Genomic DNA, 14,523 nt, shown 5'->3' on the forward strand with positions numbered 1-14,523 from the left:
TCGCTGGGCAGACCAAGTGAACCAATTGCGATTTCAGGTCCTTGCTTTTCTCGACCGTTTCTCTCACGGTTCTGAACCGCTCTTACGCTATACCGGCCTTATGTCAGAGTAATTTGTTAATGTTCAATATGTCGCGTTACGTGCGAATTCTAAACCGAAAATGTTTTTCCCGCTTCATACGATTCCACGCCATCTTCGCGATACAACGTCACCTCCCCCGCGCCGTAGACGTTCCACATTCCATTTTCGGCGTCGTTTAACATGCCTGTTTGCTCGTCAATGCCGATCAATGTGACGTGGGGAATCTGTTTCAAGAGCGAGGATGCCCAGCCTTTACCAAATGTGTTGTGATGCGGCAAGACGAGCGAATTGCCCACCAGATTTAATCCCTCGTGAATTTTCCCTTCGTACGGGTCATAATAAAACTCACACATCACCATCGCGCCCGCGCTTGAACCCGCGATGACTGCGCCGTTTTCAAATGCTTCGATGCAAGCCTTCCATGCCAAACTATCTTTCAATGTCTGACCGAGATAATGCGTGAAGCCGCCGAGCAGGTAGATCAACTTTGCCTCGCGCAGAGATTTTGCAATTGAATCATCGTTCGCGCTGGGTTTGTCGATCAATGGCAGTGATTCAACATCCTGCGCGCCGAGTGACTCGAACCAGCGGACGCCGTTGCCTCCCGCGCGGAGGTGGTTGCGGTCGGGCGAGGCAGCCGCAGGGACGATGCGAAGCGGGGCGTCGAATCCGCCTGCGAGTTCGATGGAGCGCAGGTCTGGTTCGCGCATCCGCCCGCCGAATTCCGCTCCGCCTTCCAAAAGTAAAAATCCCATGACAGCATCATATCTTCTTTCAGAATTGTACACAAGCGAAGCATAGCCCCGCTGTATAATCAATCAAAAGGAGAGATGCCATGCCAAAGCCAAAGGCTGGGGATCATTTTGAAAGTCTCTTTGATCAGGCTCCCATTTCATTGTGGGAGCAGGATTACAGCGGGATAAAAAAATTTTTCGACAAGTTGCGCGCAAGCGGGGTGAACGATTTGGATATATTTCTAAACGAACATCCTGAAGACATTGATAAAACTCTTGGGCTGATCAAAGTGACGCATGTCAACCGCGAGACGTTGAATCTATTTGGAGCAAAGACCGAAAAAGAATTGCTCGCCAATCTCGACAAAATGTTCCGCGACGAGATGCGCGAGCATTGGCGTTCGGAATTGATGGCGTTGTGGAACGGCGAGTTGAGCTGGTCGGGCGACGGCGTCAACTATCGGCTGGATGGCGAAGCGCTCGATATCCGTTTGCACTGGCGCATTTTGCCCGAATGCGAATCCACGTGGGAGTGCGTGCTGGTGGCGATCGAAAATATCACCGCGTTGAAGCAGGCTGAAAAACGATTCCACAATTTGTTCGAGTACGCGCCGATCTCGTTGTGGGAGGAGGACTACTCGGCGATCAAAACGGAATTCGACTCGTTGCGCGCGCAAGGCGTGACGGACCTGCGAACGCATCTCAACTCGGACCCTCAAACTGTGCGCCGCTTCATGGGCATGATCCGCGTCCTCGACGTGAACCGCAAAACGCTCAGCCTGTTCGAGGCGATGGACAAAGACTCGTTGCTCGCAAACCTCGGCAAAGTTTTTCGCGATAGCATGGGCGAGCATTTCAAAAACGAACTCGTGGATATGTGGGACGGCAAAACCTATTACGAGCGCGAGGGAATCAATTATTCATTGACGGGCGAACCCGTGAATGTGCATCTGCATTGGACGTTGATGCCCGGGCACGAAAACGATTTCGATTGGGTATTGGTGGCGTTGCAGGATGTGACCGCGCGGAAAAAAGCGGAGGAATACCTGCGCTACCTCGGCACGCACGATGTGATGACCGGCTTGTACAACCGTGCGTTCTTCGAAGAGACCCTGCAAGACCTTGAAACGAGCCGCAAGGATCCAATCAGTTTCATCATCGTGGATTTGAACGGGCTGAAAATGGCAAACGACACGTTCGGTCACAGCGCTGGCGATAAATTGATCCGCCGCACAGCCGAAGTGTTGAAAGCCAGCATCGAAAATGGAACGATCGCCGCGCGTATCGGCGGCGACGAGTTTATCCTCATCATGCCCGGCGCAGACGAACATACAGCAAAGAGCATGATCGAACGCGTGGAGTCTCTGGTGGTGATGAACAACAAATATTATCGCGAGCCCGAATTAAGCGTATCCATCGGCGCGTCCACGAGCGCGGCGGGATATTCGCTGTTGAAATTTATCAGCCTGGCAGACGATGAGATGTACAAAAACAAGGGCATCCACCATCGCCGCCGCAGGGATGATGCTTGAATTATTGTTTGTACTCGTCGAAGGGTATCCCCTTTTGATGATTCTCCAGCGCCTGCTTCACATAGGGGATGATGCTCATCGGTAGCGCGTCCACATCCACCCAGCGCAGATCATCACACTTATCGGGTTCAGCGTTGAACGGTTCGCCATCCCATTGGTTGATCACGACAAAGAAATCGACCCGCTCTTCGCCTTCGATGCGATGCAGGACAGTGGAAAATGTCATTCCATTTAATGGGATGTTGACACCCGCTTCTTCCGCCCCTTCGCGCGCCGCGGCTTCCATCACCGTTTCTCCCCCTTCCAAATGCCCCGCAGGGACGCTGTACTCGCCGTCCCGAAACCCCGTGTTGAATCGGCGCAACAACAAGATTTGATTCTCGCGGAAGAAAAACAAATGCACAGTGACGGGGAATCGAGCGCGGGTCATTATTTGCTCCAGGCGGCGTCCTCGCCGCCGAGGACGGCGGCGGAAGCAATTGCTAGTGAAAATACCTTTCCCAAATTTTCTTTTTCTCAGCCTCAGGAATAAACGACGCTTCATAGGCGTTGCGATTGCACGCAGCGATCTCATCCATGCTCATGCCGAGAACTTCATGGGCAATGCGGTATTCGTTGTTGAGATTCGTTTCCAACACTTCGGGATCGTCGGAGTTGATGGTCACTTTCACGCCGAGGTCGAATAATCTCTTGAGCGGATGCTCTTCAATCGCGCGGACTGAATTGGTGAGGTAGTTGCTCCACGGGTTGACTTCGAGCGTGATGCCGCGCTCCTTGATAAGTTCCACAACCCGCATGTCTTCGATTGCGTGAATCCCATGTCCGATGCGGTCGGGGCTGGCGAGTTCAATCGTCTCTTTGACGAACGAGGCGGGCGTATCCTCGCCGGTGTGGATGGTGACTTTCAAGCCCGCTTCTTTGGCTTTCATGATCGAGGGGACAAACTCGCGCAGCGGGAAATCGCGTTCGCTGTCGGCGAGATCAATCGCGGGAATGTGTTCCCTATGCCGAATCGCCCAGTCCACGGTTTTGACGCACGACCCGGGTCCCAAACTGCGCGAGGTGATGGCGATGTAGCAGATCGCCATGTCGAATTCTTTTTCGGCGCGGGCTTTGGCGCGGAGCAGACCTTCGAGACAGGCGTCCCAGTCAACGTTGTGTCCGCTGAATGCCCAATCGGGCGAGAAGCGCACTTCAAAGAGTTTGATGTTTTGCTTTGCCGAATCTTCGAACAATTCCCACGCGATCCGCTCGACGATTTTTGGCGAGGTGATGCTGTTTTGGAAAATCCCGAACGCCTTCAAGACTGTTTCCAAGTCGCGCAGTTGATCGTAGACCTTCACATGCTTATCCAACTCGTCCGCTTCATACGAGGGAAGTTTCAACTTGTACTCTTTGGCAATATCAATGATCGTCTGCGTGCGGATTGCGCCTTCGAGGTGGATATGGATTTCAGTTTTGAGAATGGAGTTGTATTTGGGGTCGAAGTTTTTCATGGGTAAACCCTTTTAACCACAAAGTACACCAAGGTCACAAAGGTTTGATACCTTAAGACCTATAGATTTTCCTTTGTACTTTGTAACCTTGGTGGTAAAAAACAATAGCACCGTAAGAAACAACGGGGAACAACTGTCTAACATCGCGCAATACAATTCACCATCGAGGAAAACGCATGGATTTCAAACTAACCATCTTCTCCGATTATATCTGACCGTGGTGTTATGTCGGCCAGGGTGTGGTCGAGAGGTTGAAAGAAGAATATCAAGTGGACGTGGAGTGGCGTCCGTTCTATTTGTATTTCGATACGCCGCTCGAGGGACGCGACCTGCCCGAACACGTGAAGCATGCCCGCGCCAACGGTTCGGAGGAACGGCTGGCTTCCATCGCCGCAAAGTATGGGATGCCATTCCGCTCAACGGACCGGGTCTACAACACGCGCCTCGCCCACGAAGCGACGGAATACGCGCGCGTGAACGGCAAGGGGAACGAATTTCACAAAATACTTTTTCGCAAAGTGTATGCCGAGGGAGGTGACCCAAGTCAATGGGAGACGCTTCACTCCGCGGCAGAAGAAGCGGGCTTGAACGCGGACGAGATGCAGAACGACGTGGGAAGCGAAAAATACACGGCAGACGTGGTGGATAAAGTCCGCTGGGCGTATCAGATCGGCGTGACGGGCGTGCCGACCTATGTCATCAATGACCGTTACGCGATTGTCGGAGCGCAACCGTATGAAGTCTTCAAAGACGCGCTGGAACAGATATTGAATCAAAAAGACTGATGCGCCGGTGTTAGAGAACGTCGGCTACGCCAGCGGAGGCGACAACGGCTCTTTCGGCGTAGACCGCAGATCGTTCTCGATTGCCGCGAGCAAGAATTGAATCCCCAGCAGGACCGAAAGCGTGGGGAGCATCACCGTCCCTGTGGGCGCGGGGATGTTGAGACTCGCGTATTGAATCCATTTGACGACGCCGAAGATCAAGCCGAAGAGGAATAGCGGGGTTCCGACCAAAACATATACGCTTCCCATTGTGAAATCGTAAATGAAGTTCTTGAGAAGGACGCGCTTGATTAAGGTGCGGAATAATTTGAGTGGGAATTGGAACAGGATGCGATGGATGAGCATGTTCGAGACCTCGCTCCGATACCGCGCGGGCATGGGAACATCCTTCACCACCGCGCCGAGCAAATACAGATTCGCCAGCATCGAAGTTTCAAAGTAATAACTTTTATCAATCCCCTTCAACGGAAGTTGCGACAAAACTTCGGAACGGATGGCGACGAATCCATTCGTGGGGTCGAAGAGATTCCAATAGCCCGTCGCGGCTTTGGAGAGGAAGCCCAGTCCCATGTTCCCGATGCGGCGGATCAACGGCATTTGTTGCAGAGACTGAAAATCGCGGAAGCGATTCCCCTTTGTGTAATCCGCCTGACCATGGATCAACGGCGCGATCAATTCGGGCAGGTTGGTTGTATCCATTTGCCCGTCGCCGTCCACTTTGACGACGACCTGCGCGCCGAGTTCGAGGGCTTTGCGGAATCCCGTCAACATGGCGCCGCCCACGCCGAGATTCGAATTATGACGGATCAACGTGATGCGTTTATCTTTTTTAGCGATCACCGCCACAATTTCCGACGTTGAATCAGGCGAGGCATCGTCCACCACGATGATGTGGTGAATATATTTCGGAAGCGCGCGCAACACCGCTTGAATCTCCCGCTCCACGCGGTAGCAGGGAATCACTGCGGCGATGTTGTATTTTTGAAAATCAAAGGTGGGAGACATTTAAATTAAAACCGCAAAGCTCGTTTTGGACGCAGATAAACGCTGACTTACGCTGATCTAAAGAAAAAATCTGCGTTTTCTGCGTTCATCTGCGTCCCAATTAATTCTGACAGAGTCTATCACTCAACCGAAATAATAAACTGATAATGTTCCTGCCCGCCCTCTTGCACTTCGATATCCTGTTCGCGATATTTCTCGCGCATCGCATCGGCGATGCGGTTGGCTTCGGCGCGGGGCATATCTTGCCCGGAATAAAATGTGATGAGTTCATGCTCCGCCGCGTTCGCTTTTTCGAGGAACAATGCGACAGCCTCTTGCACTGAATTTGACGAAGCCACCAATTTACCGTCGAGCAGCGCGATCACTTGACCCTCTTTCACGTTCACGCCGTCAATCTCCACATTGCGCACCGCGACAGTGATGTCGCCGGTCTGCACGGCGGCTAGGGCTTTGACCATTTTCTCCGCGACCGAATCAACCTCCCCGTCGGGTTGAAGCGAGAGCATCGCCGTGAGTCCCTGCGGAACGGAACGAGTCGGCACCACCGCGACCTGTTTCACCGTCACATCTCTGGCTTGATTCGCCGCCATGACGATGTTCTTGTTGTTCGGCAGGATGATCACTTTGTCGGTGGGCAGGTCTTCGAACGATTTCAAAATATCCTGCGTGGAGGGGTTCATCGTCTGCCCGCCTTTGACGACCGCCGCCGCGCCGAGGCTGGCGAAGATGCGGCTCAGCCCGTCGCCCGGCGAAACGACCACCACCGCGATCTGCCCCGGCTCGACCGGCGCGAACGAGATCGCGCTCGTTTTGCTTTTTTGAATATCGTCCATCTGCGCGAGCAAATTTTCCATCGCCACTTTGGTGATCGTGCCAAGCCCCATGATGTAATCAATGGGCTCGTATCTTTTTTCGAGCGGCACGTGGATGTGCATGCGATACATGCCCTCGCCCTCGCCCACTTGAATGGACGTGCCCATCTCCTCGAGCCGCCCATAAAATTGTTGCAGATCGAAATTTGTGGGCGGCATAAAATCCACGACCACTTCGTAATCCTGCCCCTCTTCCACTTCTTCGAGCGCGCCCTGCAAATTCATCGCCGAGATCGGTTGCACGCTCATCAACGGCGCCTCAAGCGACTCGCCGTACACGTGGCGCAGCATGCCCTCCAAAATAAAAAACAAACCTTTGCCGCCCGAATCGACGACACCGGCTTGTTTCAAAAGAGGCAGGAGATCGGGAGTCCGCTGGACGGCTTCGTCTGCCGCTCTCACCGCCACTTCAAGGATGGTGATCGCGTCGCTCGTCGACTGGAGGGCTGCTTCAGTTGCGTCAGCCACTCCGCGTATGACGGTTAAGATCGTCCCCTCCACCGGCTTGACCACGCCTTTGTAAGCGGTATCGCGCGCTTCGGCGAATCCTTTGGCGAGCGACTCGCCATCTAATGTTTCGCGTTCATGCACCGCGCGCGCGAACCCGCGCCAGATCTGCGAAAGGATCACGCCCGAGTTGCCGCGCGCGCCCATCAACGCGCCTTTTGCCACGCCCGCCGCCATCTCGCTGATCTTGCGATGACCCGAATCTTTGATCTCGTTCCATGCCGATTGCATGGTCAACGTCATGTTCGTGCCGGTGTCGCCGTCTGGGACGGGGAACACGTTCAGCGCGTTGACGGTCTGCTGGTTGACGCGCAGCCAGATCATGCCCGCCTCCACCAGCCGCTTCATGGATTGTCCATTGATGGTCTTTTTACGCAAGTTGTCGACGCGCTCGGTATCCACAGTCATAAATGATTCTCCTATCCGTTACTCTGCGCAATGCACACGAATATTTTTTATTCGCGGAGATTAGCGTGGATTAGCGGACTGCCTTTCGGCAAATTGTCTCCTCTTAGTCGGTGTTGCTCACGCGCAGTCCCGCCACGTGGACGTTGACCGAATTCACTTTCAAGCCAAGCGCCTTCTCCACATGAAAGCGGACGGTGTTCGCCACGCTCTCCGCCACACTGCTGATGCGCGTGCCATATTCGATGATGATGTGGATCTCGATATCCAGGTCTTCGCCGTTATAGCGGACCGTGATGCCGCGCGAAGGGTCGCGTGTGATGGATTTCATCAATCCATCCGCGAGGTTGCGCGCCGCCAGCCCCACCACGCCATACGATTCGAGCGTGGCTTGGCAGGCGATGGTCGCCACCGCGTTCGGTGAGATGTGGATGCCGCCCAAGGATGTCGTATCTTCGCCCATGATTTTCTTATTCTGCTCCTGCCGCCGTCCCCGGCGGCGTTTTATGGTAATCCTGCGCCGAGGACGGCGTAGGAAGCATATGCAGTTTCTATTTTAACATCTTGCCTGCCATTAAGTCACGTGGTAAAATGCCGTGCCTTCAAAAGGGCAGAGACACCGGAATTATAGCAAGGAAAGGAAACTGTACGTCATGGCTAAGTGCGCAAACTGCGGAAAATCCACCACCTTCGGGCATAGTCGCTCGTTCTCACAACGCGCCACCAACCGCACCTTCAAACCCAACCTCCAGAAGACCATCGTGATGGAAAAGGGTCGCGTGGTGCGCAAGGTGTTATGCACCAAGTGCATCAAGGCGATGAGCAAGTCTGTCGCGTAAGGATTTGTTCCCCACAATAAAAGTCACGGCAATACGCCGTGATTTTTTGTTTAATGCTCCTTACGCAATACGCAGTACGAAGTAAGCAGTACTTCGTACTGCGTGCTACGTATCGCGTAATTTCGCTTGCAAGGCTTTGATTCCCGCCTTCGTCCCCTTCGGGTGTTTGAAGACTGCCGTCGCGGCGACGAAAACATCCGCCCCGGCTTTCTTCATTTTGGGGAGAGTTTCCACGTCAATGCCGCCGTCCACTTCGATGCGCGCGGAGGATTTCAACGCGTCCAATTTTCTGCGAACTTCTTTCACCTTCGCCACAGTGGATGAAATAAATTTCTGACCGGAGTAACCGGGGTTCACGCTCATCACCAAAAACAAATCGGCATCGCCCAACACCGCTTCGATCGCGCCGACGGGGGTGCCCGGGTTCAACGCGACGCCGGCGCTGCATCCCAGCGAGTGGATGTGTTGGATGGTGCGATGAATATGCGGGCAAGCCTCAATGTGAACGGTGATATTGTTCGCGCCCGCTTTGGCAAACGATTCCAAATGGCGTTCGGGCTTTTCGATCATGAGATGCGCGTCAAGCGGAAGTTTCGTGACGCGCTTGCAGGCTTCGACGATGAACGGGCCCATCGTGATGTTGGGGACGAAGTGACCGTCCATCACGTCAATGTGAATCCAATCGGCGTTGGCAGATTCGCAGGCGGCGAGTTCTTCGCCCAGGCGGGTGAAGTCTGCGGAAAGGATGGAGGGGGCGAGGAGGGGTTTGGGCATAGAAAATAATTCGGTGGTTGAGACGCAAGCAGTCGAAACCACCAGTATCCAGAAGAGTTTTTATTACAAAATTACTTTTGAAACTAGTTGGTTTCGATACGTCCCGCGAATTGCGCGCGGGACTACTCAACCAACGAGGTAACACTAGCGCGGGTTATAGATGAAGTAAATGTAAATCCAAAACGGGATTAAGCCGCCCACAGAAATGAGCGCGAGCAATGCAAGCCCAATGGTTGCCCAATCCGCTTCAAAGGAGGAAGATGCCGAGGGCGGGTAGGCAGGCCGAGGGGTGGATGGAACCGGCTCGTAGGCTGGCATCGGTTCGGGTTGTTGATACGTCGTCACGGCTTCGGGAGTCAACGCCAGGGCGGGCGCGGGAGTCGCTTCGCGTTGAGTCCCGAATTTGAGCAGGACGCGCCCAAGTTGGTCGGCAGTGCGGTACCGCGCGGACGGTTCCTTCGATAAAACTTTCATGACGATCTCTTCGAGCGCGGGCGGAATATCGGGAACGTATTCGCTGATGGGGATGGGCTGGTCTTCGAGGTGCATGCGGGCGAGTTCGTCGCTGGTGGGGGCGTTGAACGGCAGGGCGCCGGTCAGGATTTCATATAAGACAATGCCCAGCGAGTACACATCAGAAGATGGGGAGGGCGGCTCGCCGACGGCTTGCTCGGGTGAAAAATATTGCGGCGAGCCCCAGACCACATCGGCGCGTTCATCGGGCAGGATGGTGGAAAGGGCGCGCGCGATACCGAAGTCTGTCACTTTGAGGCGGTTGTCGGGGGTGAGGATCATGTTGTGCGGCTTGATGTCGCAGTGGACCAGCCCGGCGCGGTGGGCATACCCGATGCCGGCGCAGGCTTGCACCATGATGGGAATCCCCTCTTCGACGCTGAAGCGTCCGCGCTGGCGGAGGATGGTCTTCAAATCCTTGCCGGGGATGTATTCCATGACGATGTATAACTGCCCGAAATCGAAGCCGAAATCGTGGACGGTGACGATGTTGGGGTGCGAAAGGTTTGCCGCGGCGCGCGCTTCCATTTTGAAGCGTTCCTGAAACGCCGGGTCCTGGGAGTATTTCTCGTGCAACACTTTAATGGCAATGTTGCGTTCGAGCATCAGGTCGCGCGCGCGATAGACGTTGGACATGCCGCCCGCGCCGAGTTGCTCGAGCAGTTGATAACGTTTGTTGAGAAGCGCGCCGGATTCCATGATGAAAAGATTATATCATCTTGAATTCAACCAAAAGCCCCCGCGAATTGCGAGGGCTTGGTTTGGAATTCGTTATTTAGCGAAAGCGTTAAACGTACTTTTCTCGTAACACCGAGGAGATATAGTCCATGCTGGCGACCACAATGGCGATGGCAAGCATCTGCGCGCTGGCGGCGCGGTAGTTGAGCAGGTTAATGTTCTGCTGTAACAGGAAGCCGATGCCGCCGCCGCCCACAAAACCGATGATGGTGGACATGCGCACGTTGATATCCCAACGATACATGGTGTACGAAATATACGGCGGCACGATCTGTGGGATCACCGCATAGATGATGGTCTGCAAGCGATTTGCGCCGGTGGCTTGAATTGCCTCCAACGGACCGGGTTGGATGCTTTCCACTTGTTCAGAATAAAGTTTCGCAAGACTGACAATGGTGTGCAAGCCGAGCGCCATCACACCGGCAAAGGGACCGATGCCCACCGCGATCACAAACACGATCGCCATCACCAGCGCCTCGACAGACCGCAAGCCATTGAGGATCGTGCGCGTCACATAGTAGATGACCATGCCGGTGGAAAGCGTATCCTTGGGCTTGGTGATCAGCGCGATAGCCAACCCGAGTAAGCCTCCAACCATGAGCGGTCCCCAGAGCACATAAGCAGACTGACCAATCTGGTACAACCATTCAACCAACCATCCGAACAACCCGAACAACGTGGCGCCGGCGAGGGTGGCAAATAGAATATTGAGGAGACGCAGCGCCCCGGGCGCCAGCTTTTCTGAGGCGCGCTGGCCCGTCCGTCCCAGAAAACTGCTCAACGCGCTGCCGGTTGCCAGCCCCCCCAGCACGGGAGTTGTGATCGCGATAATATCGCCAAGTTGGAACAGAAAGTTTCCCAAAAATGCCAGCGAGCCGAGCCCGGCAATGCCTAACAAACCCACGTTGATTGCCAGGTGGGCAAGCTGGAACAAGCCGTAAAATGCAACCAATATCGTAATAAACAAGACGATCAGGCGCATAACTTGGGTGGTTTTATTCGGCTTGGAGATTTCTTCCTCGGGCAAAGCCCAGCGTAATCCCAGGGAAGCAAGGATCGGGGTGAGCGCCACGAAAAGCGCGTTGACGGGAAGATTCTCCGCAAAGGGAGCGCTCAACGCGCCAACCCAATTCACCAGCAGGTAACCGACTGCAATTCCAAGGGGCCAGCCCAACAGCGACAAGGCAATACTCGTCAGCGGGCTTCTTACCGATTTCATCAGGTTGCGCGCGGCAATAAAACTAAGCGGGATGGCAAGGATGGTGCCAAGCGTGGTCGCGAGCAAAGCGAGGAACACCGTCTCGATGATCTTATCCCATGTTTCATGCGCGGTTTGAGTGAATTGGGGAGCGCCCACATTTCGCCGCATGGTAACGCGAATGAATTGCACCTCGTCGCTGGGGCGTTTCGGCAGTTTGATCGCAACCGAAAAACTACCATTGGCGTCTGTGGTGGCGGTATCGTTGCCCAGTTCCACCACATTGGTTGGGTCGCTCCCCGGCACAAAGCGAACCGGCCCGCTGGAATTGGGGACGAATTTAAAACCCTCCACGGTGACCATTTCTCCCGGCTCCGCGCAGGACGGGGTGACTGTCACGTACGGACCCGACGTATCCGGCGCCTCGACGATTCCGCCGTCCGCCGGGCAAGTCACATAGACGGGGGCAGTAAAGGCTTCGGCAACCTGTTCATACTCAAAAATATCCGGCTGAGCCAACGCGCGCGTCACACGCACGAGGCTCTCTTGCCGCCGTTCACTGCGCAGTTGTTCGAGATCGATCTTGGTGATCTGGAAGCCATACGCATACACCACCAACCCCGCCAGAACCGCAAGACCCGTGCCTAGAGATTTCCAGGGAGTGGCTTTCTTATCGTTGCTGTTTTTCATGGTTTAGCCCACCCTTTCCGCGTCGCGGCCATAGATATCTTTGAATTTTTTATCATCGATCTCGCTCGGCAGTCCCTCGAAAACAAGTTTCCCTTGATTCAAGGCGATGACGCGATCGGCATAGCGGTGAACAAGGTCGAGGAAATGCAGACTGCACAAAACGGTCACGCCGTCATTTTTATTGATCTCTTCGAGATGCTTCATGATGCTATGCGCCAGGACCGGGTCGAGGCTGGCGACCGGTTCATCGGCAAGAATCATCTCGGGGTCCTGCATGAGCGCGCGCGCGATTCCCACGCGTTGTTGCTGACCGCCGCTTAATTCATCGGCGCGCTGGTCTGCCTTATCCGCAATGCCGACGCGCTCGAGTTGTTGGAGCGCTTTTGCCAAATCTTCTTTTGGAAAGCGGTTCAGGAGACTCCACGCCGGGTTGACATACCCAAGCCGCCCTGCCAGCACGTTGGTCAACACTTTGGAACGATGCACCAGATTGAAGTGTTGGAAGACCATGCCGATCTTGCGGCGGATGCGTCGCATCTCCTCCGGGTTGGCGGCGGTAATATCTTCGCCACCCCAAAGGATCTGCCCGCCAGTCGGGTCGATCAGGCGATTGATGCAACGCAATAGTGTGGATTTCCCCGAGCCGCTCAAACCGATCACGGCAAGGAATTGCCCCTTGGGCACATCGAATGTGACTTCATCCAACGCCTTGACGCCCCCATCGTATATCATTGTCAGGTTCTTTACTTGGAGCATGGTGGGTTCTCGCAATCTATGGTTTGATAATGAACATACCAATCTGCATTGCCCCATTATAAAAAGAAAAAAGACTTTAATAAAGACAATTCGAGCAGGGAAAATTCCCTGCTCGAATTTCTTGATGATGCTATTCTTTAGCGGAGCGATTCGATCGTGGTTCCAGATTCCACCACCAACTTGCGGATGAAGTCATATTCCGCATCGGCGGCGGGTTGCATACCAGACCAGCCATAGAAGTCTTCGCTACCGAGCGAGGTGCCCCACGCTTCAGATTCGGCAAATGCCTGAAGAGCCGCTTCGATCTGGGCGCGCACGTCAGCGGGGAACTCGGGCCCGAAGGACATGGTGTCGTTCGGGATTTCCGGGGAGAGCATCAGGATGCGCACTTTGGAGATCACATCGGGGAACTCTTCGCGGATATTGGCGCGGGCATCGAGAACGCGGTAGCCTTCGCAGAGCAATTTGCTCTTGTCTTCGTTGAGCGCGCAAGAGTTCACATCGACGGGCACTTCAGGATCGTCGCCGATCGCCCACGGAGTGGCGCCTTCAGGAGCCGCCCAGGGGCTGTAGAACGCGGCGGCGAAATCGGCTTCACCGGTGTATACAGCGCGGACAGCCTGCGGGTGACCACCGGCTTCGAGTTCTTCACCAACCGTCACGCCCGCTTCTTTGAGCATGACGGAAGGAACGAGGTAACCGGAGGTGGAACCGGCATCGGGGAAGGCGAACTTCTTGCCGTTCAGGTCATCGATGGAATCGATGTCGCTGTCGCGGGCAACCACGAGCATGGTCCAATACACGCCCCAACCGCGGCGCACAGCCTTGAAGGCAACATCCACGCCGCAGAGGTCATTGGCAAGCACATAACCAAACGCGGGGATGAACGCCATCGTGTCTGAAGGCGAGGCGCACATTTCTTCGATCGTGGCGGCATACGAAGTAGGAACGACCACTTCAAAAGTGAGCCCGGTGGCTTCTTTCAAAGCATTCGCCATGACTTCACCGCCGGTAACGATCACGTTCGCATCCACCGAGGGGACGAACAAGACCTTGATCGGGTGTTCCGGTGAACCGATGGCGGGAGGCGCCTCGGTCGCGGTAGGCGGAACGGCTGTCGGCGGAACCGCTGTGGGAGCAGGCGGCTCGGTGGCAACCGGGGTGGCGGGCGCGCAGGCGGAAAGCGCCAACGCAAAGACCGTCACCATGGAAAGAAACAGGTACATCTTTTTCATTCTTCTTCTCCTTAATTAAATTGTTGGGATATTGCTTTTCCCATACCGTGCATCATACAACCAGAAAACGATTTACACAAGTGCCGATTGGGTTAGGGCGATCGCATTTGGATTTTTTGTCCGCTACTCATTTCGAATTCACGCTAAACCTTCTCGGAAACATTCGCGCGCTTCGCTCGTTTGCGCCATTCGGGTTAACGCTTTCCCGGCTTTGCAAAAGCCATGCCTGTTGCAATGGGAGCGCTCAAAGGTTGTATATAATCCAACAGACAAACCACAGAGTCACCGAGTCACGGAGTTTTTTTAATTGTTTTTCTCCGTGTTTCCGTGACTCCGTGGTTAGGGTTTCCTGTCTGTAGTGAA

At 54.6% G+C, this 14,523-nt stretch carries 13 protein-coding genes and 1 pseudogene; 3 read left to right on the top strand and 11 right to left on the bottom strand.

Features of this window, described 5'->3' with window-relative positions; all coding sequences use genetic code 11:
- Positions 1 to 149: 149 nt before the first annotated feature.
- Complete coding sequence (locus AC16KF_RS01310) at positions 150 to 836, bottom strand: Type 1 glutamine amidotransferase-like domain-containing protein (RefSeq protein WP_484035478.1); 687 nt, start codon at positions 834 to 836, stop codon at positions 150 to 152.
- A gap of 80 nt (positions 837 to 916) precedes the next feature.
- Here AC16KF_RS01310 and AC16KF_RS01315 point away from each other — a divergent pair, with 80 nt between their 5' ends.
- Positions 917 to 2,347, top strand: a complete 1,431-nt coding sequence (locus tag AC16KF_RS01315) for a sensor domain-containing diguanylate cyclase (RefSeq protein ID WP_484035479.1) — start codon at positions 917 to 919, stop codon at positions 2,345 to 2,347.
- A 1-nt stretch (position 2,348) separates the two neighbouring features.
- On the opposite strand, the gene AC16KF_RS01320 is transcribed toward AC16KF_RS01315, so the two are convergent.
- Together AC16KF_RS01320 and add are read right to left on the bottom strand one after the other, a co-directional pair.
- Entirely contained in the window at positions 2,349 to 2,777 is a 429-nt protein-coding gene (locus tag AC16KF_RS01320; protein WP_484035480.1) for an NUDIX domain-containing protein, read from the bottom strand.
- Positions 2,778 to 2,829: 52 nt separating this feature from the next.
- Positions 2,830 to 3,843, bottom strand: a complete 1,014-nt coding sequence (gene add / locus AC16KF_RS01325) for an adenosine deaminase (RefSeq protein WP_484035481.1) — start codon at positions 3,841 to 3,843, stop codon at positions 2,830 to 2,832.
- Positions 3,844 to 4,070: 227 nt separating this feature from the next.
- Between add and AC16KF_RS01330 the strand changes: the two are divergent.
- Positions 4,071 to 4,628, top strand: a pseudogene (locus AC16KF_RS01330) (DsbA family oxidoreductase); the annotation flags it as partial.
- A gap of 24 nt (positions 4,629 to 4,652) precedes the next feature.
- Here the strand turns inward: AC16KF_RS01330 and AC16KF_RS01335 are convergent.
- The 3 genes from AC16KF_RS01335 to AC16KF_RS01345 all read right to left on the bottom strand — a co-directional run bounded on the left by AC16KF_RS01335 (position 4,653) and on the right by AC16KF_RS01345 (position 7,880).
- Complete coding sequence (locus AC16KF_RS01335) at positions 4,653 to 5,633, bottom strand: glycosyltransferase family 2 protein (protein WP_484035482.1); 981 nt, start codon at positions 5,631 to 5,633, stop codon at positions 4,653 to 4,655.
- Positions 5,634 to 5,752: 119 nt separating this feature from the next.
- The gene (locus tag AC16KF_RS01340; protein ID WP_484035483.1) at positions 5,753 to 7,420 is read right to left on the bottom strand and encodes a DAK2 domain-containing protein; all 1,668 of its coding nucleotides are present in this window, start codon (positions 7,418 to 7,420) and stop codon (positions 5,753 to 5,755) included.
- Positions 7,421 to 7,523: 103 nt separating this feature from the next.
- Positions 7,524 to 7,880 (bottom strand): Asp23/Gls24 family envelope stress response protein, encoded by a 357-nt coding sequence (locus tag AC16KF_RS01345; protein ID WP_484035484.1) that lies wholly within the window; start codon positions 7,878 to 7,880, stop codon positions 7,524 to 7,526.
- A gap of 190 nt (positions 7,881 to 8,070) precedes the next feature.
- Between AC16KF_RS01345 and rpmB the strand changes: the two genes are divergently transcribed.
- Positions 8,071 to 8,256: a 50S ribosomal protein L28 gene (gene rpmB / locus AC16KF_RS01350; protein ID WP_484035485.1), complete on the top strand. Its 186-nt coding sequence runs from the start codon at positions 8,071 to 8,073 to the stop codon at positions 8,254 to 8,256.
- Positions 8,257 to 8,361: 105 nt separating this feature from the next.
- Here the strand turns inward: rpmB and rpe are convergent, their stop codons facing one another.
- The 5 genes from rpe to phnD all read right to left on the bottom strand — a co-directional run bounded on the left by rpe (position 8,362) and on the right by phnD (position 14,160).
- Positions 8,362 to 9,030 carry a ribulose-phosphate 3-epimerase gene (rpe, locus tag AC16KF_RS01355; RefSeq protein WP_484035486.1) on the bottom strand — a complete coding sequence of 223 codons (669 nt, stop codon included), beginning with the start codon at positions 9,028 to 9,030 and terminating at the stop codon, positions 8,362 to 8,364.
- Between the two features lie 144 nt (positions 9,031 to 9,174).
- Positions 9,175 to 10,242 carry a protein kinase domain-containing protein gene (locus AC16KF_RS01360; RefSeq protein ID WP_484035487.1) on the bottom strand — a complete coding sequence of 356 codons (1,068 nt, stop codon included), beginning with the start codon at positions 10,240 to 10,242 and terminating at the stop codon, positions 9,175 to 9,177.
- Positions 10,243 to 10,330: 88 nt separating this feature from the next.
- Positions 10,331 to 12,169 carry an ABC transporter permease subunit gene (locus AC16KF_RS01365; RefSeq protein ID WP_484035488.1) on the bottom strand — a complete coding sequence of 613 codons (1,839 nt, stop codon included), beginning with the start codon at positions 12,167 to 12,169 and terminating at the stop codon, positions 10,331 to 10,333.
- Between the two features lie 3 nt (positions 12,170 to 12,172).
- Entirely contained in the window at positions 12,173 to 12,925 is a 753-nt protein-coding gene (gene phnC / locus AC16KF_RS01370) for a phosphonate ABC transporter ATP-binding protein (RefSeq protein ID WP_484035489.1), read from the bottom strand.
- A gap of 137 nt (positions 12,926 to 13,062) precedes the next feature.
- Positions 13,063 to 14,160, bottom strand: a complete 1,098-nt coding sequence (phnD, locus tag AC16KF_RS01375) for a phosphate/phosphite/phosphonate ABC transporter substrate-binding protein (protein ID WP_484035490.1) — start codon at positions 14,158 to 14,160, stop codon at positions 13,063 to 13,065.
- Positions 14,161 to 14,523 lie beyond the last annotated feature (363 nt).

This window comes from Candidatus Defluviilinea gracilis, from assembly GCF_057138825.1.

Excerpts from the sequence above, each read along its gene's own strand:
- phnC (WP_484035489.1), bottom strand. The coding sequence starts at position 12,925 with ATGCTCCAAGTAAAGAACCTGACAATGATATACGATGGGGGCGTCAAG.
- rpe (WP_484035486.1), bottom strand. The coding sequence starts at position 9,030 with ATGCCCAAACCCCTCCTCGCCCCCTCCATCCTTTCCGCAGACTTCACC.
- AC16KF_RS01340 (WP_484035483.1), bottom strand. The coding sequence starts at position 7,420 with ATGACTGTGGATACCGAGCGCGTCGACAACTTGCGTAAAAAGACCATC.
- add (WP_484035481.1), bottom strand. The coding sequence starts at position 3,843 with ATGAAAAACTTCGACCCCAAATACAACTCCATTCTCAAAACTGAAATC.
- AC16KF_RS01335 (WP_484035482.1), bottom strand. The coding sequence starts at position 5,633 with ATGTCTCCCACCTTTGATTTTCAAAAATACAACATCGCCGCAGTGATT.
- rpmB (WP_484035485.1), top strand. The coding sequence starts at position 8,071 with ATGGCTAAGTGCGCAAACTGCGGAAAATCCACCACCTTCGGGCATAGT.
- AC16KF_RS01360 (WP_484035487.1), bottom strand. The coding sequence starts at position 10,242 with ATGGAATCCGGCGCGCTTCTCAACAAACGTTATCAACTGCTCGAGCAA.
- AC16KF_RS01365 (WP_484035488.1), bottom strand. The coding sequence starts at position 12,169 with ATGAAAAACAGCAACGATAAGAAAGCCACTCCCTGGAAATCTCTAGGC.
- phnD (WP_484035490.1), bottom strand. The coding sequence starts at position 14,160 with ATGAAAAAGATGTACCTGTTTCTTTCCATGGTGACGGTCTTTGCGTTG.
- AC16KF_RS01345 (WP_484035484.1), bottom strand. The coding sequence starts at position 7,880 with ATGGGCGAAGATACGACATCCTTGGGCGGCATCCACATCTCACCGAAC.
- AC16KF_RS01320 (WP_484035480.1), bottom strand. The coding sequence starts at position 2,777 with ATGACCCGCGCTCGATTCCCCGTCACTGTGCATTTGTTTTTCTTCCGC.
- AC16KF_RS01315 (WP_484035479.1), top strand. The coding sequence starts at position 917 with ATGCCAAAGCCAAAGGCTGGGGATCATTTTGAAAGTCTCTTTGATCAG.
- AC16KF_RS01310 (WP_484035478.1), bottom strand. The coding sequence starts at position 836 with ATGGGATTTTTACTTTTGGAAGGCGGAGCGGAATTCGGCGGGCGGATG.